20 protein-coding genes are annotated in these 20,749 nt (G+C 63.0%); 12 read left to right on the forward strand and 8 right to left on the reverse strand.

Annotated features, from left to right (window positions below; genetic code table 11):
- Window positions 1–65: 65 nt before the first annotated feature.
- Window positions 66–1,472 (reverse strand): acetate metabolism transcriptional regulator RamB, encoded by a 1,407-nt coding sequence (ramB, locus tag HMPREF0307_RS06200; protein ID WP_066489509.1) that lies wholly within the window; start codon window positions 1,470–1,472, stop codon window positions 66–68.
- 369 nt (window positions 1,473–1,841) lie between these two features.
- Between ramB and HMPREF0307_RS06205 the strand changes: the two genes are divergently transcribed.
- The 8 genes from HMPREF0307_RS06205 (at window position 1,842) to HMPREF0307_RS06240 (ending at window position 8,626) form a co-directional block, all read left to right on the forward strand.
- Window positions 1,842–2,597, forward strand: a complete 756-nt coding sequence (locus tag HMPREF0307_RS06205; protein WP_066489516.1) for a succinate dehydrogenase cytochrome b subunit — start codon at window positions 1,842–1,844, stop codon at window positions 2,595–2,597.
- Window positions 2,598–2,614: 17 nt separating this feature from the next.
- Window positions 2,615–4,630 (forward strand): fumarate reductase/succinate dehydrogenase flavoprotein subunit, encoded by a 2,016-nt coding sequence (locus HMPREF0307_RS06210; RefSeq protein WP_066489523.1) that lies wholly within the window; start codon window positions 2,615–2,617, stop codon window positions 4,628–4,630.
- Window positions 4,630–5,379, forward strand: coding sequence for a succinate dehydrogenase/fumarate reductase iron-sulfur subunit (locus HMPREF0307_RS06215; protein ID WP_066489533.1), 750 nt, complete (start codon window positions 4,630–4,632; stop codon window positions 5,377–5,379). Before HMPREF0307_RS06210 ends, HMPREF0307_RS06215 begins: the two co-directional genes overlap by 1 nt.
- 85 nt (window positions 5,380–5,464) lie before the next feature.
- On the forward strand, window positions 5,465–5,839 hold the full coding sequence (locus HMPREF0307_RS06220; protein WP_066489539.1) for a hypothetical protein: 375 nt from the start codon (window positions 5,465–5,467) through the stop codon (window positions 5,837–5,839).
- A 129-nt stretch (window positions 5,840–5,968) separates the two neighbouring features.
- Window positions 5,969–7,276 (forward strand): DUF445 domain-containing protein, encoded by a 1,308-nt coding sequence (locus tag HMPREF0307_RS06225; RefSeq protein WP_066489541.1) that lies wholly within the window; start codon window positions 5,969–5,971, stop codon window positions 7,274–7,276.
- Between the two features lie 84 nt (window positions 7,277–7,360).
- Window positions 7,361–7,756 (forward strand): hypothetical protein, encoded by a 396-nt coding sequence (locus HMPREF0307_RS06230; protein ID WP_066489551.1) that lies wholly within the window; start codon window positions 7,361–7,363, stop codon window positions 7,754–7,756.
- A 25-nt stretch (window positions 7,757–7,781) separates the two neighbouring features.
- A complete protein-coding gene (locus tag HMPREF0307_RS06235) occupies window positions 7,782–8,093 on the forward strand; it encodes a DUF2516 family protein (protein ID WP_068801377.1) in 312 nt (103 codons plus the stop codon).
- Window positions 8,087–8,626: a deoxyribose-phosphate aldolase gene (locus tag HMPREF0307_RS06240; RefSeq protein WP_141628512.1), complete on the forward strand. Its 540-nt coding sequence runs from the start codon at window positions 8,087–8,089 to the stop codon at window positions 8,624–8,626. Before HMPREF0307_RS06235 ends, HMPREF0307_RS06240 begins: the two co-directional genes overlap by 7 nt.
- On the opposite strand, the gene HMPREF0307_RS06245 is transcribed toward HMPREF0307_RS06240, so the two are convergent.
- Genes HMPREF0307_RS06245 through HMPREF0307_RS06255 form a run of 3 tightly spaced genes read right to left on the reverse strand, consistent with a single transcriptional unit; the run spans window position 8,623 to window position 10,796 of the window.
- The gene (locus HMPREF0307_RS06245) at window positions 8,623–9,435 is read right to left on the reverse strand and encodes an LmeA family phospholipid-binding protein (RefSeq protein WP_068801376.1); all 813 of its coding nucleotides are present in this window, start codon (window positions 9,433–9,435) and stop codon (window positions 8,623–8,625) included. The genes HMPREF0307_RS06240 and HMPREF0307_RS06245 overlap by 4 nt on opposite strands.
- 20 nt (window positions 9,436–9,455) lie before the next feature.
- Complete coding sequence (locus HMPREF0307_RS06250; protein WP_066489554.1) at window positions 9,456–10,286, reverse strand: class I SAM-dependent methyltransferase; 831 nt, start codon at window positions 10,284–10,286, stop codon at window positions 9,456–9,458.
- 15 nt (window positions 10,287–10,301) lie between these two features.
- Window positions 10,302–10,796 carry a DUF2505 domain-containing protein gene (locus tag HMPREF0307_RS06255; protein ID WP_066489565.1) on the reverse strand — a complete coding sequence of 165 codons (495 nt, stop codon included), beginning with the start codon at window positions 10,794–10,796 and terminating at the stop codon, window positions 10,302–10,304.
- A gap of 24 nt (window positions 10,797–10,820) precedes the next feature.
- Here HMPREF0307_RS06255 and HMPREF0307_RS06260 point away from each other — a divergent pair, with 24 nt between their 5' ends.
- Window positions 10,821–11,936 carry a UDP-N-acetylmuramate dehydrogenase gene (locus HMPREF0307_RS06260; RefSeq protein ID WP_066489569.1) on the forward strand — a complete coding sequence of 372 codons (1,116 nt, stop codon included), beginning with the start codon at window positions 10,821–10,823 and terminating at the stop codon, window positions 11,934–11,936.
- Window positions 11,937–12,040: 104 nt separating this feature from the next.
- On the opposite strand, the gene HMPREF0307_RS06265 is transcribed toward HMPREF0307_RS06260, so the two are convergent.
- Window positions 12,041–12,499, reverse strand: a complete 459-nt coding sequence (locus HMPREF0307_RS06265) for an S-ribosylhomocysteine lyase (RefSeq protein ID WP_066489573.1) — start codon at window positions 12,497–12,499, stop codon at window positions 12,041–12,043.
- A gap of 38 nt (window positions 12,500–12,537) precedes the next feature.
- Entirely contained in the window at window positions 12,538–13,620 is a 1,083-nt protein-coding gene (locus HMPREF0307_RS06270; protein WP_066489576.1) for an alpha/beta hydrolase, read from the reverse strand.
- 154 nt (window positions 13,621–13,774) lie between these two features.
- On the opposite strand from HMPREF0307_RS06270, the gene HMPREF0307_RS06275 reads away from it, so the two are divergent.
- Window positions 13,775–14,989, forward strand: coding sequence for an ATP-binding protein (locus tag HMPREF0307_RS06275; protein ID WP_066489584.1), 1,215 nt, complete (start codon window positions 13,775–13,777; stop codon window positions 14,987–14,989).
- On the opposite strand, the gene HMPREF0307_RS06280 is transcribed toward HMPREF0307_RS06275, so the two are convergent.
- Together HMPREF0307_RS06280 and HMPREF0307_RS06285 are read right to left on the reverse strand one after the other, a co-directional pair.
- Window positions 14,986–18,240 carry a DEAD/DEAH box helicase gene (locus HMPREF0307_RS06280; RefSeq protein WP_168166311.1) on the reverse strand — a complete coding sequence of 1,085 codons (3,255 nt, stop codon included), beginning with the start codon at window positions 18,238–18,240 and terminating at the stop codon, window positions 14,986–14,988. The two genes, HMPREF0307_RS06275 and HMPREF0307_RS06280, sit on opposite strands and share 4 nt — an antisense overlap.
- A 55-nt stretch (window positions 18,241–18,295) precedes the next feature.
- A complete protein-coding gene (locus tag HMPREF0307_RS06285) occupies window positions 18,296–18,682 on the reverse strand; it encodes a hypothetical protein (RefSeq protein ID WP_066489590.1) in 387 nt (128 codons plus the stop codon).
- A gap of 74 nt (window positions 18,683–18,756) precedes the next feature.
- Here HMPREF0307_RS06285 and HMPREF0307_RS06290 point away from each other — a divergent pair, with 74 nt between their 5' ends.
- Window positions 18,757–19,065 (forward strand): SDR family oxidoreductase, encoded by a 309-nt coding sequence (locus tag HMPREF0307_RS06290; RefSeq protein WP_066489599.1) that lies wholly within the window; start codon window positions 18,757–18,759, stop codon window positions 19,063–19,065.
- A gap of 408 nt (window positions 19,066–19,473) precedes the next feature.
- Entirely contained in the window at window positions 19,474–20,634 is a 1,161-nt protein-coding gene (locus HMPREF0307_RS06295; RefSeq protein WP_066489601.1) for an RtcB family protein, read from the forward strand.
- Window positions 20,635–20,749 lie beyond the last annotated feature (115 nt).

The raw sequence follows: 20,749 nt of genomic DNA on the forward strand, positions 1-20,749 counted from the left end.
CGTCCGGGGTGCGGCGAATCGATCAAGGGGAGTGGAGTGGGAGGGCGCGTGAGCCTGGAAGCGCGCTAGTACGGGGCGATGGTGGAGGAGTGCGCGTCGATGTCGAGCGACTCGTTGATGGCGGGGAAGGCGCGCTGGGCGCAATTGGTGCGCGGGCACGTGCGACATCCGGCGCCGATGGGCGTTGCGGCGGCATCGGAAAGCTCCAGCCCCGCGGCGTAGACCGTGCGATCTGCATGGCGGGACTCGCAGCCGAGGCCAATGGCGAAGAGCTTATTGGTGTCGCTGAAACGGCCCTGGTGGTGGCGGACGGCGCGAGCGACCCAGAGGTAGTTGCGACCATCGGGCATCTGAGCGAGCTGGCGGACGATGACCTCAGGCTGGGCGAAGGACTCGTAGACGCACCAGAGCGGGCAGGTGCCGCCCGAGTTGGCGAAATGCACGCCAGTTGCGGACTGGCGCTTGGACATATTGCCGGCGCGGTCGACGCGAACGAAGGTAAAGGGGATTCCTCGCTTATTGGGACGCTGCAACGTGGAGAGACGGGAGGCGACCGTTTCATAGCCCACGCCGAAGACTTGGCAGAGGTACTCGATGTCGTAGCCGGCTGTCTCAGCCTGGGAATGCATGAGGCCGTAGGGCAGGAGAGTGGCGGCCGCGAAGTAACTGGCGACGCCACGCTTGGCAAGATTCACGGAGGCCTCGGATGTGAAGGGCTCGTGCGACACGAGCTGCGAGATATCCGAGCCGGCCTCGAGGTAGCTGAGCTCCGCGGCCATGCGGAAAGCGCGCTGTCCGGTGCTCAGCCGCGCGGCGAGCTCGAGCGTGCCGGTCTCCGGGTTGAAGCGGTGGAGCGTATCGCCGAGGTTGGGCTGTGTGCGGATCTCAATATTGTGTTTCTCGCGCAGGCGCGTGGCAATGGCCGCCTCGGTGTCGCGGATTCCGAATTCTGCAATGTTCAGGTCGTGGGCGAGACGCTCGGCCTGGTGGTCGAGATCGTCGAGATAGTTCTGCCGGGCATAGAAGAAATCGCGGACCTCGTCATGTGGCATGGACAGCGTTTGCGCACCGGGGCCACTGCGCCGCGTGTCCGTGACCAGCGTGAGCTTGTCGCGTATGGTGCGGTAACGGCGGTGGACGTCGACGAGCGTGCGTGCGACGGACGGGTGGTTATAGACGAGTTCCGACAGTTCCTGAAGCTCGACCGGCGAGGGGGAGATCTCCTGGTCCTGGATAACGTCCTGGATTTCGGCGAGGAGACGGGAATCATCGTCGCGGGAGAAGAACGTGGCGTCGACGCCGAAGACCTCCGTGATCTTCATGAGGACCGGCACGGTGAGTGGACGGACATCATGCTCGATCTGGTTGACGTAGCTGGCGGACAGGCCGAGCGTCGATGCGAGCGAGGCCTGGGAAAGATCGCGTTCGCGGCGGAGCTGGCGGAGGCGGGAGCCGACGTAGGTCTTGGACATGTGAGCTAGGTTACCTGGAACCCCGTGAACGATCCGCAAAATTTGCAAAACTGCTGTGAAGCAAGTTTGCGAGCCGGGCATTCGGGGTTGGATCGTGCGAAAGTTTGATACCTAAAGGGGGAAGACTTTCACGTTTCGCTAATCGGGTGAGGAAAGTCACATCAGTGCACGTAAATACGCAACACAACCGTTTCGTAAATCTAAGTCCCCAAGCGTGTTGCGAGTTTTAACATCTGTGACTTAGGCGATCCATGCCTAATGTATTTAATACGGAAATGGGCATGCGCCGGGATCGCTCATTCTTGACTCAAAATCGAATAGTAACCAGCAGTTAAGCGGGTTAATCTAAGGGGCGACTATGGAGGTGTCATGACTGTAAGAAATCCTGACCGTGAGGCTCTCGCTCACGGCCGCATCACTAATGAAACTGTGCGTACCAAGCCGGGCGTTCCGAGCTGGGTACTCAAGCTGACCATGGCCATCACTGGCCTCATCTTTGCGCTTTTCGTTGTCGGTCACATGGCCGGCAACCTCAAGCTCTACTTGCCGAACCACGACGGCGCCCCGGCGCTCGACGTCTACGGCGAGTACCTGCGCTCCCTGGGTGAGCCGCTGCTCCCGCACGGCGCGTTCCTGTGGATGTTCCGTATTGTGCTGCTCGCCTGCCTGGTGGGCCACGTCTATGGCGCATTCGCTCTTACCGCCCGGTCCAAGCAGTCGCGCGGCAAGTTCAAGCGCACGAATCTCATGGGTGGCCTGGATTCCTTCGCCACGAAGACCATGATCGTCACCGGCGTTGTCCTGCTGCTTTTCGTCATCTTCCACCTGCTGGACCTGACCATTGGCGCAGCCCCGGTCGCATCCGCGGCCTTCGAGCACGGCGCCGTGAAGGCTAACATGCTGGCAACGTTTAGCCGCTGGCCCGTGACCATCGTCTATGTCATCGCGATGTGCTGCCTGTTCCTGCACCTGACCCACGGCATCCGCCTTGCTGCGTCTGACCTGGGTATCACCGGCCGTAAGTGGCGCCAGACCTTCCTGGTTCTGGCCTACATCATCCCGGCGGTCGTCTGCTTGGGCAACATCATCATGCCGCTGTCCGTCGCCTTTGGCTGGGTCTCTTAAAGGAGCGTTGTAAACCCATGACTACTACTGAATTGAAGCGCGAGCACCCGAAGTTCACGCACCCGCAGTCCATCGTTCCGGGCGTGACCGCAGGCACCATTCTGGAATCTCACGAGCCGCACGGCGTGCCGATGCGCGACATGTGGGACCACCAGAAGGACCACATGCAGCTGGTCTCCCCGCTCAACCGCCGCAAGTTTGAGATCCTCGTCGTCGGTACCGGCCTGTCCGCTGGTGCTGCCGCCGCTGCCCTCGGCGAGCTGGGCTACAACGTGAAGGTCTTCACCTACCACGACTCCCCGCGCCGTGCGCACTCCATTGCCGCCCAGGGTGGCGTGAACTCCTCGCGTCACAAGAAGGTCGACAATGACTCCGCGTACCGCCACACCAAGGACACCGTCAAGGGCGGCGACTACCGTTGCCGCGAGTCTGACTGCTGGCGCCTGGCCTACGAGTCCGTGCGCGTCATCGACCACATGAACGCTATTGGCGCTCCGTTCGCTCGTGAGTACGGCGGAACCCTCGCTACCCGTTCCTTCGGTGGTGTTCAGGTCTCTCGTACCTACTACACCCGTGGCCAAACGGGTCAGCAGCTGCAGCTGTCCACGACCTCGGCGCTCTACCGTCAGATCGGTCTGGGCAACGTGGAGCTCTTCGCGCACCACGACATGCAGGACATCATCACCTACAACGACGGTGGTAAGAAGCGCGTGGGCGGCATTGTCACCCGCAACCTGATTACGGGTGAGCTCAAGACCTTCACCGGTCACTCCGTCATCCTGGGCACTGGTGGTTACGGCAACGTCTACCACATGTCCACGCTGGCTAAGAACTCCAACGCAGGCGCCATCATGCGTGCCTACGAGCAGGGCGCGTACTTCGCATCTCCGGCGTTCATCCAGTTCCACCCGACGGGCCTGCCGGTCAACTCCGAGTGGCAGTCCAAGACGATCCTCATGTCTGAGTCTCTCCGTAACGACGGTCGCATTTGGTCGCCGGTGAAGGAAGGCGACGACCGCCCGGCCGACGAGATTCCGGAAGAGGAGCGCGACTACTTCCTCGAGCGTCGCTACCCGGCCTTCGGTAACCTCGTCCCGCGTGACGTTGCGTCCCGTGCCATCTCTCAGCAGATCAACAAGGGCCTGGGTGTTGGACCGCTGCACAACTCGGTGTACCTCGACTTCCGTGACGCCATCGAGCGTCTGGGCAAGGATGTCATCCGTGAGCGCTACTCCAACCTCATCGAGATGTACGAAGAGGCCATCGGTGAGTCCGCGTACGAGACGCCGATGCGTATCGCACCGACCTGCCACTTCACCATGGGTGGCCTGTGGACGGACTTCAACGAGATGACCGCCATCGACGGTCTCTTCGCCGCCGGTGAGTGCTCCTGGACCTACCACGGCGCGAACCGCCTGGGTGCCAACTCCCTGTTGTCCGCTTCCGTCGATGGTTGGTTCACCCTGCCGTTCACCATCCCGAACTACCTGGCTGACCACCTTGGCGAGGCCAAGCTGGCTGAGGATTCCGCTGAGGCTGTCGAGGCTCTGAACCGCGCACAGTCGCGCATCGACCGCCTCATGGGCATTCGCGGCGAGAACCCGCACGGCCCGGCGTACTACCACCGCCAGCTGGGTGAGATCCTCTACTGGGGTTGCGGCGTGTCCCGCAACATCGAGGACCTCAAGGTCGCTATCGAGAAGATCCGCGCCCTGCGCGCTGACTTCTGGGCCAACGTCCGCATCACGGGTGCTGCCAACGACATGAACCAGGTGCTCGAGTACGGCCTGCGCGTGGCCGACTACATCGACCTGGGTGAGCTCATGTGCGTTGACGCTCTCGACCGCGACGAGTCCTGTGGCGCCCACTTCCGCGACGACCACCTCACCGAGGATGGCGAGGCCGAGCGTGACGACGAGAACTGGTGCTTCGTCTCCGCATGGGAGCCCGGTGCGGCTGAGGGCGAGTTCATTCGCCACGCTGAGCCGCTGTACTTCGATTCGATTCCGCTGATGACAAGGAACTACAAGTAATGAAACTTAACCTGAAGATTTGGCGTCAGGCCGGACCGACTGAAGAAGGACACTTTGAGGATGTCCAGGTCGATGACGCAGCAGAGCAGATGTCCATCCTGGAGCTGCTGGACCACGTCAACGAGGGCTACATCGAGCGCGGCGAGGAGCCGTTTGCGTTCGCCTCTGACTGCCGCGAAGGTATTTGCGGTACCTGTGGTCTGCAGGTCAACGGCCGCCCCCACGGCCCGGGCCAGAACACTCCGACCTGCCAGCAGCGTCTGTTCCAATTCAAGGACGGCGACACCCTGAAGATCGAGCCGATGCGCTCCGCCGCATACCCGGTCATCAAGGACATGATCGTCGACCGCGCCGCGCTCGACCACGTCATGGAGCAGGGCGGCTACGTCTCCATCATGGGCGGTACCGCCCCGGATGCGGATACCCTCCACATCAACCACGAGACGTCTGAGTACGCCCTCGACCACGCGGCCTGCATCGGCTGTGGCGCCTGCGTTGCCGCCTGCCCGAACGGCGCAGCCCACCTGTTTACCGGCGCCAAGCTGGTTCACCTCTCCCTCATGCCGCTGGGCAAGGAAGAGCGTGGCCGTCGCGCCCGCAACATGGTCGATGACCTGGAGACCAACTTCGGTCACTGCTCTCTCTACGGCGAGTGCGCCGATGTCTGCCCGGCCGGCGTTCCGCTGACCGCAGTGAGCGCCGTCACTCGTGAGCGCGCTCGCGCGGCTCTGCGTGGCAAGGACGACTAAAAGACGCTGTACCCGTGCGAAAAGCTTTCGCGCGGGTGCTATAGTCTGTTACTGAAGTTAAAAGAAACGAGAGAAAGTGTCAGCCATGAGCGACAATCATGCAGTAGCTGATTACCTGGAGGAGACCTACCCCGACTTCTCCTACAAGATCCAGGACGGCTACATCGAGGGTTATGATCCCGTCTCCTTCGGTGCTCCGCACTCCTCCCTGCTGCGCATTTCTACGTGGATCGGCATGGGCCTTATCCTGGGTATTCTGCCCGCAGTCGGTACCGTCATCTGGGGTCTGTCCTCCGGCATGTTCTGGGGCGGTTCCTCGTCCGAGGGCAACCAGGCTCAGATCACCCTGTACGTCGGTATCGCTGCGACCATCATCGTCTCCGTCGCCGCTGTGGCGCTGGTGCACTTTGGTCGCCGCTTCTACCGCCAGTACCGTCAGGAGACCGGCCGCGTGAACTAATTCCTCACGCACGCATTCACCCCCCGCTGCCCACCCCGGGCGCGGGGGTTTTATGCACCCGAGTCTCGAGATTTTCGCCACTGACAAGGACCCTGCCCCGTGTCCCCGCGAGGGCGCGAAAGGATGACCATGACGCACCGCGCCGCCGAGCCCACCTCTACGTTCGTTCCTTCCCCGAGTAACCAGGAGGCCCGCAGCGCCGAGCTGCGCCGCTGGAAGCGTTACATGCTGCTTCTGCTCGTGCTCGCCGCCGTGGTGTTCCTCAGCTGCTCGTGGTGGCAGAACGCGGCCGGGGGCGCCCCGGGCTGGGTGGGCTACCTGCGCGCCTTCGCGGAGGCCGGCATGGTGGGTGGCCTCGCGGATTGGTTTGCGGTGACTGCGCTCTTCCGGCATCCCATGGGCCTGAAGATTCCGCATACGGCGCTCATCCCGGAAAACAAGGACAAGGTGGGCGACGCGCTGAGCGAGTTTGTCGAGGAGAACTTCCTGACGCCTGATGCATTGAGTGGCAAGATCCACGAGTGGGACGTGCCCCGCAAGGCCGCAGAATGGATCACAGGGGAGGGCAATGCCCATTACGCCTCGGAGATCATCGGTACGCGCCTGGCCTCCGTCATCCGCGACATCGATCCGCAGGATGCGGCGACGATCATCCAATCCCAGATCATCGACCGTGCCATGGAACCGGAGTGGGGACCGCCCGCCGGGCGCGTGCTGGAATCCTTCATCGCCGAAGGCAAGGCCCGTCCGCTCGAGGATGATCTCATCGCCTGGGCTCACGCCAAGATCCTCACCATGGAGGACACGGTGGTCACGACTATCGATGAACGCATGCCGGGCTGGGCCCCGCGCTTTGCTCGCAACCTCGTGGGCGAGAAGGTCTACGCGGAGCTCGTCGGCTTCGCGGACGAGGTCGTCGCGGATTCCAACCATGACGCGCGCCTGGCCATCCGGCGGAACCTCTCCAAGCTCGCGCAGGATCTCCAGTGGGACCCGCAGCTCATCGCCAAGGTCGAGGACATCAAGGCCGACGTTCTCGCCTCCGATCGCATGCAGCGCGCTCCTGAAGCCATCTGGACGTCCGTCTCCGCCACGCTCGTGGAGATGCTCGAGGACGAAACCTCGCTGCTGCGCACGAAGATCGAGACCGAGCTCGACGCGTATGGCCAGCGCCTGCTCGCGGACCCCGAAAAGATGGCGGAGCTGGGCGAGCTCGTGGACAAGGCTGCCCGCTACCTCGCTGAGAAGTTCGCGCCGGACCTTGTGAGCATTATCCCCGAGACCATCAAGAGCTGGGATGCCACGGAAGCCAGCGAGAATATCGAGCTCATGGTGGGCAAGGACCTCCAGTTCATTCGCTTGAACGGCACCCTCGTGGGTGGCTTCGCGGGCTTGGCCATCTACAGCGCGAACCAACTCTTCCTCCTTCTCACTTAAGTCATCTGGGATGGCTTCAATCGTCCTGTCTGCCCGCGTCCCGCCTACACTTGGTACTAAATACCCACAGAGAAAGGACCAGCCATGAGTGTCATGGACAACCTCAAGAAACTGTCCCAGTCTGAAACAGTCAAGGCCGCCGGTGCCTCCGTCGCGGAGGTCGCGAAGACCTTCGGCGAGAACGTCAAGGCAGATCGCGCCGCCCACCCGCAGGAGGCCACGCCGGCCGATGCCTCGCTGACGGACAAGGCCACGGCCGCAGCCAAGGAGTGGGGCGGCGTCCTCCGCCGCAGCGTCGAGGCCACCGCGGGCTCCGAGTCCGTCGCCAAGGCCAAGGACTCCCTCTCCGAGGCCGCCACGGAGGTGCGCACTACCTTCGGCACCAAGGGGGTGCAGCAGCCCAAGCCCAGCGCAGATGACAGCGTGGTCGAGGGCGAAGTAATCTCTAGTGACGATCCCGGGCAGTCCCCGTACGCTTAGACCCCTCTCGCAAAGGAAGCACTGTATGTCCTTTACTTCGGCCGTCCTCAACGGCATGAACCTGCTCTATTACGGCCTCTACGCCGCCGTGGGCATCGCCGGCCTCGTCGGCTTTGTCCTCATCCTTATGACGCGCGCAGACGCCTTTGAGGTCGGCGACCGCCAGCCCAAGGCCGTGTGGGCCGCGCTCGTGGGAGTGTCCGCCTTCGTGTTGCTCATCCCCATGCCGGGCCTGTCCATCTTCACCTGGGTTGGCGCCGTCATCGTCGGTCTGTACTGGTTTGACGTGCGCCCGCAGCTCAAGGACATCATCGGCGGCGCCAACAACGCATGGTAGCCGAGCTTTCCGATGCCGCCTGGCTCGCCGCCCGCACCTACCGCTGGGCGGCAGACGCCCAGGCGAGCTTCGCCTGGGACGCCACCGGCTACCGCGGCATCGTCGTCCCGCCCACGCATATCGCACACGCCCTGCGTGCTGGTGATGAGCGTGTAGTCGCCGTCGCAGGCTATCCCACCGGCCGCCACCACAGCCTCATTAAGGCCTCCGAAGCCCGTCTCGCCATCCAACAAGGTGCGCACGAAGCATGGGTGAGCGTCGACGACACGAACGCCGATCCCAATTCTGTCCTTGCCGATCTCATCGCGGTGCGTGAGGCCTGCCCCCGCCCCGCTGAACTCGGTCTCCTGCTCCCCGCAGAGGGAGCGCTTTCCGCAGCTCAACTCGCCGAGCTCGCCGCGACCGCGGGCTATGAGCGCGTCATCGCGGACGCCCCAGTCGACGCAGCCCTTGAGGTTGTCGCCTGGGCCGCTGACGACGATGCCGCCGTCGCCGCTCTCGGGGCTGGCGCCGCGGCGCTCGTTCGTCCTTAGGTGTTCGCAGGCGCGGTGGCCGGCGCCTCCGTCGGCGCTGCGCCGCCGAATTGCTCGCCCATCTCGTTGAGCTTGACGTTCTCGCCCGAGATATCGATCGTGATGTCGCCGGCGCCAACGTCCACGCGGTCGATGCGCATGGTATCGCCCGCAACCTGGTTCTTCAGGCCCTCGCTCAGGGCATCCGAAATCTGGTTGGTGACCTCTTCCGGCAGATCCCACGCGAGCAACTTGGAGCCGGTGGCCTCGAAGGCGAGCGCGCCGTGGCGGGCCTCCGGCTTGAGGGTGAGCGTGAACAGGCCACCAGCGAACTCGACGTCGACGACGTCTTCCGCGTCATTCGTGGTGAGGTTCGTCATGACGATATCGCCGAGCATGTCCTGGCCGGAGCGGCTCGCGATTTCATTTTGGAGCGTGACGAGCAGGTAGTCCGTGGGCAGCGTCGTGGTCGTCTGCAACGACCGCGCGACCGGATCCTGGCTCATGGTCATGCCCTCCATGTGGATCTTCGTGGCGGGCTGGCCCTCGATGGTCTTCGCTTCCTTGTCGATCGTGAGCGTTGAGGGCGTGTCCATGTTCATCTCGCTAATCTCGCCGCGAGCGAGGCCGAAGAGGAGCGGCGTCGCGCCAAAACTTACGTTGGCGCCTTCTGCGCCTTGTTCGTCGAACTGCTTCGTCATCTGTGAAGACATGAACCAGCGCAGGCCGAACTCCACGAGAAGGGCGAGCACGAGGAGAGCGACGAGCACGATGAGAACAACGCGCCAGACGCGTGCACCCACGGATTTCTTTCCAGACGAAGCAGACATGGTTAACAATGGTGCCCGTGTTACGCCCGTGGCGCAACTGCTGCCCAGTCGATGGTGAGCCAATTGTCGGAGTAACGGCGGCGCTGCGGCACGAGCGGCCAGCCTTCGGCCACGAGCTCCGCATGCGTGTGCCGCCACCGCACCCGTGGCCCGTGCGGCGCCCAGCCCGCGTTATTCGCCCATGCCTGGTCCGCTGCCGCGAGGAACTCGTGGATGGGCTCGCCCGGCACGTTGCGGTGAATGAGTACCTTGGGCAGGCGCTCCGCGACCTCAGACGGCGTCTCGAGCTCGAACGGATCCCAGTCGAGCGTGAGCGTCTGTGGTCCCTCTGCGTTCAACAGAATCCACGCGCACCGCCGCCCCAGCTCGTCGCACGTGCCCTCGACGAAGAACCCGCCGGGCGCTAGGCGCTCGATTACGGTCTCCCACGCCTCGTGGACCTGGTCCACGTCGTACTGACGCAGCACATTAAACGCTCGCACCAGCTGTGGACGATAGCCCGCGAGCTCGAATCCGCCGAGTTCAAACGTCACGCCCTCGCGCGGCGGCAACACACGCTCCGGCGAGATCTCTAGGCCTGTGACCCGCACGTCGGGGCGCACGGTGCGTAGCCACCGTGCCCATTCACATGTCGTTGTATGGGACGCGCCGTAGCCGACATCCAACGCCAAGGGGGCGGCATCGGCGGGCCCAGCAAGCTGTGCCCGGAGTAAAGACGAAATCTGCGGGTGTGCGACCATCCAGCGGTCGCACTTGCGAAGGCGATTCTGGTTGGTGGTACCGCGGGTAATGACGCCAAAAGGCCGACCCGCGCGGGCGGTGGCCCGGAGATTATGCGCGTGGTCGGCCATTCGGGGTACAGATTTTTAGAGGTTTGCTTCGATCCACTGGGAAGTGAGGTCGGCCTCGTTCTGGTAGAGCTCGCCCAGAGCCTCGGCGACCTTGGGCTCGATGGCAGCGCCCATCATCGGGATGTTGACGGAGACCTCGGAGACGTAAGAGGCGACAGTCTTATCCTCGCCTTCTGCCTTGTACGTGATATCGCCCTTGAAGTCGACCGGGGTGCCCTTGACGTCAGCGACGAAGGAGTTGGACAGCTGGTCAGCGGCGACCTCGCCGATGGTGACGGTGCGCTTGACCTTGAGAGCCTGGGACACCATGGCGCGCACGGCCTCCGGCAGGAGGGTAGTGGGCAGAACCTCGAAGAGGACGGCCTGGTTCTCGGTGAACTCGTGGACCTGGCCCGGCTCCGGCGACAGGGTAGCCACGATGTGCTCCCAGTATGCCTTGGTGGTGAAGGCCTGGTGGACCTTCTCGAGCGGCTGATTGATGATTACGGTGTTTTCGCTACGGGTTGACATGGTTTTCAGACTACCTTGGTAGGCGTGCTTGATTCATTTCTGACCCAGCGACTGTCCGCAATTGACGGCGTTTCCTTGGACGATTCTCAGACATTCGCCGATCTCACGACGCTGCGCGTGGGTGGCGCGCCGCAGGTCACGGTGGTCTGTGAGTCCGCCGCAGCCGCCGTGTCCGCCCTGCGCGAACTCGACGCAACGTCCACGCGCTACATGGTCGTGGGTGGCGGATCCAACCTGCTCGTCTCCGATGATCCGCAGGACATCGTCGTCGTGCGCCTTGCCTTCGAGGACATCGACGTCCATGTCGCCTTCGGCCTCGTGCGTGCGGATGCGGGCGCTACCTGGGACGACGTCGTCGCGATGACCGTCGACTGCGGCCTGGGCGGCATCGAGTGCCTCTCCGGTATCCCCGGCGACGCGGGCGCCGTGCCTGTCCAGAATGTCGGGGCGTATGGTGCGGAAACTTCCGACGTCCTCACGCAGATTTACCTCTATGAATCTGCCACCCGCTCCGCGGCCTGGGTTCCTGCCTCGTCTTTGGACTTGTCTTACCGCTACTCGAACCTCAAGTTCACCGGCCGCGGCGTCGTGCTCGCCATCGAGCTGCAGCTCACCACCGACGGCCTGTCCAAGCCCCTGCGCTTTGGCCAACTTACGCAGAACCCCGGCGAGCGTCGCCCCGTTGCTTCCGTGCGCGACGACGTCCTGCGCCTGCGCGCTTCGAAGGGCATGGTCCTCGACCCCGCCGACCACGACACGTGGTCCGCTGGCTCCTTCTTTACCAACCCGATCGTTTCTTCTTCTACGGCTGACGTGATTCAGTCGAAGGTGCGCGTAGCCCGCGGCGACGAGGATGCGGACCGCATGCCCCGCCACGCCGTCCCCGCAGGCTCGGACGGCGAGGAAGTAAAGCTGTCTGCAGCCTGGCTCATCGAGCGCGCCGGGTTCGCGAAGGGCTACCCGGGCTCCGGTCCCGCGACTTTGTCCACGAAGCACACGCTCGCGCTCACGAACCGCGGCGATGCGAAAGCCGCCGATATCGTGGCGTTGGCCCGCGACATCCGGGCTGGCGTCCTCGCCGCTTTCGGTGTCGAGCTCGTGCCGGAGCCCATTTGGTTGGGTGTGTCCATCGACGAGTAGTTTTCAAGCGCTCGCAACGGCATTTCACGACAACGAAGCCTCAGATTTTTCGAAAATCTGAGGCTTCGTTGTTCTGAAATCCGGCTCGGTGTGAAGTCGTGGCGCTACGCCATGACCTCGAGCCACTCGTCCTTCTTCGCGAGGTACGCGCGGGCTGCTTCCTGCGCGCCCTCGAGGGAGTGGCTGGCACCCCAGCCACACTGGCGCTCGTTGGCGGCGGGAACTTCAGTGGCGGTGAGAATATCGTTTAGGCCGTTCTCGAGCGCCATGAGGAGCTCGTCCTGCTCCATGTTGTAGGTGATGGCGTAGAAGCCGGTCTGGCAGCCCATCGGCGCGAAGCCGATGAGCTTATCCGTGTAGTCGCGCATAAAGTTGGCCATCATGTGCTCAATGGAGTGCATCGTAGGCATCTCCAGGTGCTCCTCGTTGGGCTGGCAAAAACGCAGGTCATACTTGATGATCTCCACGTCGTCGCTGAGGCGCTCGCGCTTGGCCACGCGTACGTATGGGGCCTTGACCAGGCGGTGGTCGAGTTCGAAGGATTCCACGTTGCTCTTTGTCATGGTCTCGAGTCTATCGTTCGACTTCCGCGAATCCCGATTTAAAGTCCCAGCGCCGGGGCGATGGCCTGCGACCACGCCTTTGGCAGTTGGTGCTCGAAGAACTCATAGGAGTGCGAGCCGTAGTTCTCGCGTGCGTAGGTGATGTCCACGCCGGCGGCGCGGGCCTTGGCCACGAATTGGTCGGTCATGGGGCGCGAGACTGTCTCCGCGAGCATCTCCTGGAAGTCGTCGACGTCGTACGGATCCTTTGTCATGGGCGTGCCGTTTCCGGTGGTCACCCACACCTTGATGCCGCGCAGGCGCTCCGGGTGTGCGGACGGATCGTTGTCATCCCACGCCGGGTCATCCGGCCAGCCGAAGGCGTTGACGAGGTCGCCGCCCAAGCGTGCGGTCATGACCGTGTTAAACGCGCGGCCGATGACGGACGACGGCGCCGGATACGGGGAGAAGCCCACGGCGGCTGCGAACTTGCCATTGGACTTCGTCGCGATGTTCAACGCAGCCGAACCGGACATGGACAAGCCCGCGATGGCCGAGCGGCCATCGCCGTGGAACTCATGCTCCATGACGTAGGGCAGCTCCTGGGAGTAATACGTGATCCACTTGTTCATGCCCAATCCGGAATCGTTGCGGCGCCAGTCCGCGAACTGCGAGCCACGCCCACCCACGGCGGAGACGACGTTGACCGGTTTGTCGGCGAAGAAGTCTTCGTAGTTGGTTTGCGTGTACCACGTGGAGCCGAACTCGCCGCCCTCGGAGCCCTGCATGAGGTACACCGTGGGACGCGGGGCATCGGTGGTCGGCTTCACGTAGTAGTTGGTGATGGTGCGGTCCATCGACGGCGAGTAGACGTCGATTTCGTAGACGTTCTTCTCTACGTGGCGGGTATCGACCAGCCGTGCACCCGAGCCGTCCGTGGTCGGCGTATTCGAACCTCCAACCTGGGGCAGTACGGTAGAAGAGCCCTGCGGGAAGTGCGAAGGCTCAAATCCCGGGGCGAGTCCAGACAGGATTTCCGAAGGAGCGAAGTTCGAGGACTGCGCGAGCGCCGGAGCGGCAGTCGACGCAGCAAGGAGCGCAGCAGCGCAGGCTACGGCCGCGCGGGAGAAAGTAAGAGACATGCCACGAATGTAGCCGGTGGCGGGGTCCTTTCCTAATGGCAGCACAGCAGCCGAACCAAAGTTAACTTTAAATTCCGTCCGGAATAGGCGGAAAATCAAAGTTAACTTTAAATTGTTGGCGCCATTGGTGAAAATCTGAAGTAAACTTTAAGTCATGACTCGCGCACATGAACTTCGCACCCGCAAGGACTACCTGCAGACATTGGTGGATTGGGACGCGGATCCGGCAACTAACGGCATGGTGAGAGTAATAAGTGGTGTGCGACGTTCGGGAAAGTCGTCTCTACTGGAGCTTTATAAGCAACACGTTGGTTCCGATAAGGTCGTGTCTGTCAACTTTGAGGATTTTTCCACTCTGGGGCTTCGTGAAGCCCAGCGGTTTCACGAGGAAATGACGACACGAATTGCAGCAACGGGGGCGACGCATCTTCATGTGGATGAGGTTCAGGAGCTCGACGATTGGCCACAGGTTATTAACTCGCTGCGGCTTCACGAGAATCTCACCATCACGGTGACAGGTTCGAATGCTTCCATGTTCGTGGGCGAGGGACTTACATACCTAGCTGGGCGCTATATACAGCTGGAGATGTTTCCTCTTTCGCTTCATGAGTACTCCTCTTTCGCTCCGGAAGCTCCTTCTCAGCCTGCGGCTCGTTATGCGGAATGGATGCGGGGTACGCTGCCAGCCGCGGCGCAAGCAGGATCTGCGAAAATCCGACGGGAGATCAACAACGCCATTTTTGACTCTATTTTCGCGCGTGACATTGCACTGCGAGGTGCAATTAAAGATCCTGACATCTTCATGAGGGTTGCGAGCTTCGTATTCGATAATGTGGGATCGCAGCTGTCGTCTCACAAGATTGCCAATTACCTGACATCTGCGGGTGCAAAAACGACGCAACCAACGGTGGAGCGGTACCTCGGTCTTTTGGTCGATGCGCACATGCTCTATCGCTGTGACCGCTTTGATGTCCGTGGGAAAGCACATCTCAAAGGCGGTGCCAAGTATTATTTCGTCGACCCAGGACTGCGTGACGTGTTACTTGGAGCGAACTCGTCGAATACCGGGCACGATCTGGAAAATATGGTCTATCTCGAGCTGCTTCGCCGGGGATTCTCGGTCGCAGTAGGAAATGCGCCGCAGGGAGAAATCGACTTCGTGGTGACGCGGGATAAGGAACGCTATTATGTGCAGGTCGCGCTCACGGCCATGGATGATAAGACGCTGCATCGGGAGCTGTCTTCTTTCCGGGGCCTGCCCGCTGGCAGCCATTGCATTCTCCTCACATTCGATGCAATGCCTCTGAACACTGGAGAGGTAGTACATCTCCATGCCGCTGATTTCCTGGACGGCGCCCCGTTGCGTTAGGCCAGCAGGTTCCTAATCGCCGCCGCATCGAGCGCCGCCCCGCCGGTCGCGGAACCGGTGGGCTCGAGGAAGGCGCTGGACAGCGCGCGCTTGGTGTCCTGGAGGGCGACGACCTTGTCCTCGATGGTGTTCGCGGAGACCAGCCGGTAGACCGTGACGGGCTGCGTCTGGCCAATGCGGTGGGCGCGGTCGATGGCCTGGGCCTCCGCCGCCGGGTTCCACCACGGGTCGGCGACGATAACGTAGTCCGCCTGTGTGAGGTTGAGGCCCACACCGCCGGCCTTCAAGCTAATGAGGAAGACCTGCGTGTTACCTTCTGTGAACGCGCGGATGGCGGTGTCGCGGTCGCGCGTGCCTCCGTCGAGGTAGGAGAAGGAGACACCCTCGGCTTCTAGCCGAGTACGAATCTCTGCGAGGTAGCTCGTGAACTGGCTAAAGATGAGCACACGGTGGTCCTCGGCCAGGATGTCGCGCAGAAGCCCGGTCATTGCGTCGAGCTTGGAGCTGGGTGCGGCGGACTCGGGTTCCACGAGCGTCGGAGAAATCGCGAGCTGGCGCAGACGGGTGAGCGCGGCGAGCACCTCGACGCGGTTGGACTCGGGATCCTCGGTGAGCAGGTGAAGCACGCGCTGGCGCTCGCGGGCCAGGTGCACGTCGTACAATTTGCGGTGCGCGGGCGCGAGCTCCACCGGCACGACCTGCTCTTGGATGGGCGGCAGGTCGAGCGCCACGTCAGCTTTGCGACGACGCAGCAGGAACGGCTCGACGCGGCGGCGCAGCTCCGCCATGCGCGTCTTGGACAGCTCCGTGTCGTTGCCTGCGATGGGCTTTTCGAAACGCTCACGGAACTGCTGGAAGCTCCCCAACAAACCGGGCGCGGCGAGGGAGAACTGGCTCCATGCGTCTTTGAGCGAGTTCTCAATCGGGGTCCCCGTCACCGCGTAGAGCACCGGCGCCTGCAGGTCGCGCACCGCTGCGTAGATCTTGGATGTCGGGTTCTTCACGTTCTGTGCCTCGTCGAGCACCACGCCCGCCACGCCCAACGCCTGGTACTCGGATGCCTCGAGACGCAGAAGCGTATACGAGGTGACGAGCACATCCGCCGACTCCGCCAGAGATTCCAGAGAATCTTGGCGTCGTTTCGACGTCGCGTACACCACCGCCACCCGCAGTGACGGCGCGAATTTCGCGGCCTCGGCCTTCCAGTTGGAAACCACAGACGTCGGCGCCACGACCAACCAGGGACCGGCGCCAGAATCGAGGATCATCGACAAAATCTGGATGGTCTTGCCCAAGCCCATGTCGTCAGCCAACACACCGCCGAATCCACGCCGCCGCAGGCTTGCCAGCCAGCGGAAACCGTCTTCCTGGTACGGGCGCAGCGTCGCGTCCAACGCAGCCGGCACGTCGAACGAGGGCAGCTCCGTGTGCGCCGCTGCCACGACCTTGTCGAGCCACGCGCGCTCATCGACCTGGAGCGCGTCGAGCTCGCCTAGCTGGTCCCACCAGTCCACGCGCGTCTTCGGCACGCGGACGGCGCTGCGGCGGGCATCGGAAAGCCCCTGCGCCTCCTCGAGGAGCTGGGCAAACTTATCGAATTGTGGCGAGTCGAGGTGCGCGTAGTGCCCGTTTACGATGAGGATGCGCGCCTGCGAGCGCAGCGCCCGAATGACCTCCGCGAGCGGCACGCCCTGGCCGTCGACACGGACTTCCATCGACAAGTCGAGCCAGTCCTTGTCCTGCCCCTCGAGCCCCGCGTGGAGCTCGATGGACTCGGCCGCCTCCAGTCCAAGGAGCTCCTGCGCGCCGGGCGATAACCGCGCGTCGACGCCCGCGGCTTCCAGCTGCGGCAGCGTCTCATGCAGGAATTCCATGAGCTCCGCGCCGATCATCTCGCGATCCGTGAGGTCGAAGCCCTCCAGGCCCGCCAGCAGCTCGCTTTCCGATTCCCCGTTGCGCGTCGGGTCCGCGTCCGTCCCCAGCGCGTACGTGCGCCCATCGGAGTAGGCGAAGCAGAACTCGACGGCCCCGCGCAACAGATGGGCCGTGGCCGTGACAAACGCCCGCACCACGGGCGGTGCCGGTGGCGTGGGCACAAACGACTCGTCCGGACTGCTCCACCCGGTTGCACGCAGTCGCGGCAGGAACTTCTCTTCGAATTCGGCGCGGCCCTCCGGCGGCACCGTGATGGGGCGGCGGGCTTCCCGCAGGCGCTGCCATTCCACTGGTGCGCGGTGCCGGAAGCGTCCCAGGTTCAGATACCCGTCATCATCGAACCATGCCGCACCGCGCGCCTCATATCCCAGAATGAGTGGGGGATGGTCGCCGGACTCTACGATCGCGGCGTGCATGCGCAGCCCCTCATCATTTTCGGTGACGTGCACGGTTGGGGTGAGCGGATCTTCATGGAGGATGACGAGCCCTCCGTCTGCCGTGGCGAGCTCGATGCCGTGCCCCTGGGCTTCGTCCAGAAGCGCAAAGAACTCGGGATTGCGGAGACTACGCAATGACTGAGGCTGGCTATGAACGTCGTAAGAACCGGCCTCGGAAAGAATTTCAATGAGCCTGTCGCGGTCGCGTTCTGCCACCGGATGACCGGTGCCGTTCTCCAGCTTGGCCAGCGTCATGTCAGAGCTCACCCACCCGCGTCCGTTTTTACGCGGTCGGCCGCCGGTGACGCTGAGGTTGCGCAGCACCGCATGATCCCCCACAACGTCAAAGTCGGTCTCGAAGACCACCGCGACTGGCGTGGCGGCCGAGGACTCTGCGGATTCCACAGGCAGGTATTCCTCTAACAATTCCTGCCACGTCGGCTCGCGTCGTACAGGCCGGCGGCGCCGTCCCCACCCCAGTACCTCGCTGAGCACCTCCCGTGTTTCGCGGAAGCTGTCCGTGTGCTCCACAAGGTGGTCAACAAACGCGCCGAACGCGCCCAACGGCTCGCGCTTGTCTATCCCGCGATAGTCACGGTGGTGCTTGAGTGCCAGCGCCACCGCGTGCTTGCACCGCTCGCCATATGGGCACGCGCACCACGAGTTAAATGCCGCGACCACCCCGTCGGTGCCCAGCGTGTAGTCGACCGTGACGAAGTACTCGTCCCCACGCGACCCGGTGCAGTAGCCCGACATCTTGGCGCCCTCGCCCCGGGCAGCCTCGACGGACTCGATGCGCGCGGCATCCTGCGTGGCCAGCGCTACCCCGCGCTGGACGACCCGCGGGTCTACGAAGCTATTGAGTGTCTCTGTCCTCACACCGCACATGCTACGGGAGGGTGCCGACACGAGGTCGCTGACGGCGAAAGCGCTGCTAATTCATGGGGCGAGCGATTTGCCTATCTAACGCCAGAGAGAGCTGCGGGTTGCTCAGAATGCACCACCAGCCTGCGGCATAACTGCTCATCATGCCGGCAGTGCTCCAGCGGTCCCGCGAGCTGCTGGGTGCCGAATCCATGCAGCGGATGAGCTGCTCCTCGGCGGGACTCGTGGGATGAATGACCCGATAGCCGGCATTGATATTGATAAACATGGACGCGCCCGCATAGGAGTCGATGACCTCGGTGAGGCTTGTCGAGGACAGTGCAGGCAGCGGTGCAGCTTCTTGAGCGGACGCCGTGGTCGGGGCGAGCGCCGCGAGGGCAAGGAATGAGGCAGCGGCGGCCTGGGCGAGCCGTGCCGAGCAAGTGAGAGCGGACATTCTCTCATCGTACTGGCACCCTTGCTGCGGCGTTGTGGGATTCGAAAGAGGACCTTCAACTGCGTATACGTTACGTGTGCTGCGACGAATTCGAGCATTCCGCATGCGCCGTCAGCGCTGCCGATACCCCCTCGCGTGCCGCCGCCCGAATCGCGCCGGGCATCGTGCGTACTCCACTCATGAAGGGCCTTGCTGAGGAACTCGCAGAAAACGCTGGCAAGCCTGCCGAGTGGGGCTGGGAGCAGTTCACCAAGGACATCTCCTTGGGGCGCCTTTCCGAATCCGAGGATGTCGCCAAGATCATCGGCTTCCTCGCTGGTTCCGACTCTGACTACATCACCGGCCAGACCATCATCGTCGACGGCGGCATGGTCTTCCACTAAACCGCAGTCTCACTAAACCACAGGTCAACGCGCCGCGAGCGCACCGTCAGAAAAACTGACGGTGCGACTCTGAAACCGGCTGGCACCCGAAAGGTCACCAGCCGGGTTCTTTATGCGCGCATTCTGTACACCGATGGTGTAGGCTCACACGCAGCACTAATAGCCCGAAAGAAGAACAAGAAAGCATAAAGGAGGCGAACCGCGATGATGACCTATAACAATCAGCCGCTAGGACGCTTCTTTAAGCAACTCTTCTAACAGGCTGACTTGACCATTTCCCGGGAAAGCGGCCCTGCTTATCCCGGACGTTGGTGCCAGCCGCGCGACCCGCGCGCACTTATAAGTCAGCCGCCCAAGCAGGCCCTTTCTCACGAACTGCGTTACGCAAACGCAGAGAAAGGCTCTCTTATGCGCCTGCACAACTTCGCCTCCATTGTTGAAGACAAGACGGTGGCGCAGGCACAACTCGTCGCTGACCTGCCCTTCGTCTACCCACACGTGGCGCTCATGCCTGATGCCCACTTTGGCAAGGGCTCCTCGGTCGGCACCGTCTTCGGCACGCTGCGCGCCGTCATCCCGGCGGCCGTCGGCGTGGATATCGGCTGCGGCATGATCGCCGTGCGGACCCACCTCACGCACGCGGATATCCAGGACTTCGCTCTCGAGGACCTGCGCGCCGCGGTCGAAGACTCCATTCCGCTCTCGCCCGGAAACTACAACGGTTGGATCATGGACCCGCGCACCGAGGCCCGCACCCGCGAGCTCGCGCAGCTGGCCCAGGACACCGGCGTGGATCTCAGCCATTCGAAGCACTGGCGCCAGCAGCTGGGCAGCTTGGGCGGCGGTAACCACTTCATCGAGCTGTGTCTCGACGAATCCGACCGCGTCTGGCTGTTCCTGCATTCTGGCTCGCGCGGCGTGGGCAACAAGATTGCCCAGAAGCACATCAAGGCCGCGCAGCGTCACTGCGAGAAGCACTGGATCCAGCTCGCGGACAAGGACCTGGCCTACCTCGTCGAGGGCACGCCCGAGTTCGAGTCCTACATTGCGGATCTTCACTGGGCACAGCACTTTGCGCTGCTCAACCGCGATGAGATGATGGACCGCTTCCTCGACTGCGTCGCCACCTGGTCCGGCGCGGACCGGGAGACGCTTGAACTCGAGCGCATCAACTGCCACCACAACTACACCCAGCGCGAGAACCACTACGGCAAAAACGTGTGGCTCACGCGCAAGGGCGCCATCAAGGCGGATGAGGGCGACCGCGGTCTCATCCCCGGCTCGATGGGCACGGCCAGCTACGTCGTAGAAGGCAAGGGCTACGCGCCGGGCCTCAAGTCTGCGCCGCACGGCGCAGGTCGCGTAATGTCGCGCACTCAGGCCAAGGCCCGCTTCACCGAGGCAGACCTTGCCGCACGCATGGAAGGCATCGTCTACCGTCCCGGCGCCGAGTTCGTCGATGAGATTCCGGACGCCTACAAGGACATCGACCGCGTGATGGCCGATGCCGCCCAGCTCGTCGAGGTCAAGCACACCCTGCGCCAGATCCTCAACGTCAAGGGCACCTAACCTGCGCCATGATGGGACCGTCACGTTTAGTGACGGTCCCTTGTGAGCTTTCCGATGGCCCCTCTTGCAGCGTCGCATTACAGCTGACTCATCTCATGCGCTCGACGCATTGGGG

This window comes from Corynebacterium sp. DNF00584 (genome assembly GCF_001552965.1).
Lineage (GTDB): Bacteria > Actinomycetota > Actinomycetes > Mycobacteriales > Mycobacteriaceae > Corynebacterium > Corynebacterium phoceense.

What these genes read in the sequence shown, in the direction of transcription:
- ramB (WP_066489509.1), bottom strand. Translation starts at nt 1,472, where the DNA reads ATGTCCAAGACCTACGTCGGCTCCCGCCTCCGCCAGCTCCGCCGCGAA.
- HMPREF0307_RS06205 (WP_066489516.1), top strand. Translation starts at nt 1,842, where the DNA reads ATGACTGTAAGAAATCCTGACCGTGAGGCTCTCGCTCACGGCCGCATC.
- HMPREF0307_RS06210 (WP_066489523.1), top strand. Translation starts at nt 2,615, where the DNA reads ATGACTACTACTGAATTGAAGCGCGAGCACCCGAAGTTCACGCACCCG.
- HMPREF0307_RS06215 (WP_066489533.1), top strand. Translation starts at nt 4,630, where the DNA reads ATGAAACTTAACCTGAAGATTTGGCGTCAGGCCGGACCGACTGAAGAA.
- HMPREF0307_RS06220 (WP_066489539.1), top strand. Translation starts at nt 5,465, where the DNA reads ATGAGCGACAATCATGCAGTAGCTGATTACCTGGAGGAGACCTACCCC.
- HMPREF0307_RS06225 (WP_066489541.1), top strand. Translation starts at nt 5,969, where the DNA reads ATGACGCACCGCGCCGCCGAGCCCACCTCTACGTTCGTTCCTTCCCCG.
- HMPREF0307_RS06230 (WP_066489551.1), top strand. Translation starts at nt 7,361, where the DNA reads ATGAGTGTCATGGACAACCTCAAGAAACTGTCCCAGTCTGAAACAGTC.
- HMPREF0307_RS06235 (WP_068801377.1), top strand. Translation starts at nt 7,782, where the DNA reads ATGTCCTTTACTTCGGCCGTCCTCAACGGCATGAACCTGCTCTATTAC.
- HMPREF0307_RS06240 (WP_141628512.1), top strand. Translation starts at nt 8,087, where the DNA reads ATGGTAGCCGAGCTTTCCGATGCCGCCTGGCTCGCCGCCCGCACCTAC.
- HMPREF0307_RS06245 (WP_068801376.1), bottom strand. Translation starts at nt 9,435, where the DNA reads ATGTCTGCTTCGTCTGGAAAGAAATCCGTGGGTGCACGCGTCTGGCGC.
- HMPREF0307_RS06250 (WP_066489554.1), bottom strand. Translation starts at nt 10,286, where the DNA reads ATGGCCGACCACGCGCATAATCTCCGGGCCACCGCCCGCGCGGGTCGG.
- HMPREF0307_RS06255 (WP_066489565.1), bottom strand. Translation starts at nt 10,796, where the DNA reads ATGTCAACCCGTAGCGAAAACACCGTAATCATCAATCAGCCGCTCGAG.
- HMPREF0307_RS06265 (WP_066489573.1), bottom strand. Translation starts at nt 12,499, where the DNA reads ATGACAAAGAGCAACGTGGAATCCTTCGAACTCGACCACCGCCTGGTC.
- HMPREF0307_RS06270 (WP_066489576.1), bottom strand. Translation starts at nt 13,620, where the DNA reads ATGTCTCTTACTTTCTCCCGCGCGGCCGTAGCCTGCGCTGCTGCGCTC.
- HMPREF0307_RS06275 (WP_066489584.1), top strand. Translation starts at nt 13,775, where the DNA reads ATGACTCGCGCACATGAACTTCGCACCCGCAAGGACTACCTGCAGACA.
- HMPREF0307_RS06285 (WP_066489590.1), bottom strand. Translation starts at nt 18,682, where the DNA reads ATGTCCGCTCTCACTTGCTCGGCACGGCTCGCCCAGGCCGCCGCTGCC.
- HMPREF0307_RS06295 (WP_066489601.1), top strand. Translation starts at nt 19,474, where the DNA reads ATGCGCCTGCACAACTTCGCCTCCATTGTTGAAGACAAGACGGTGGCG.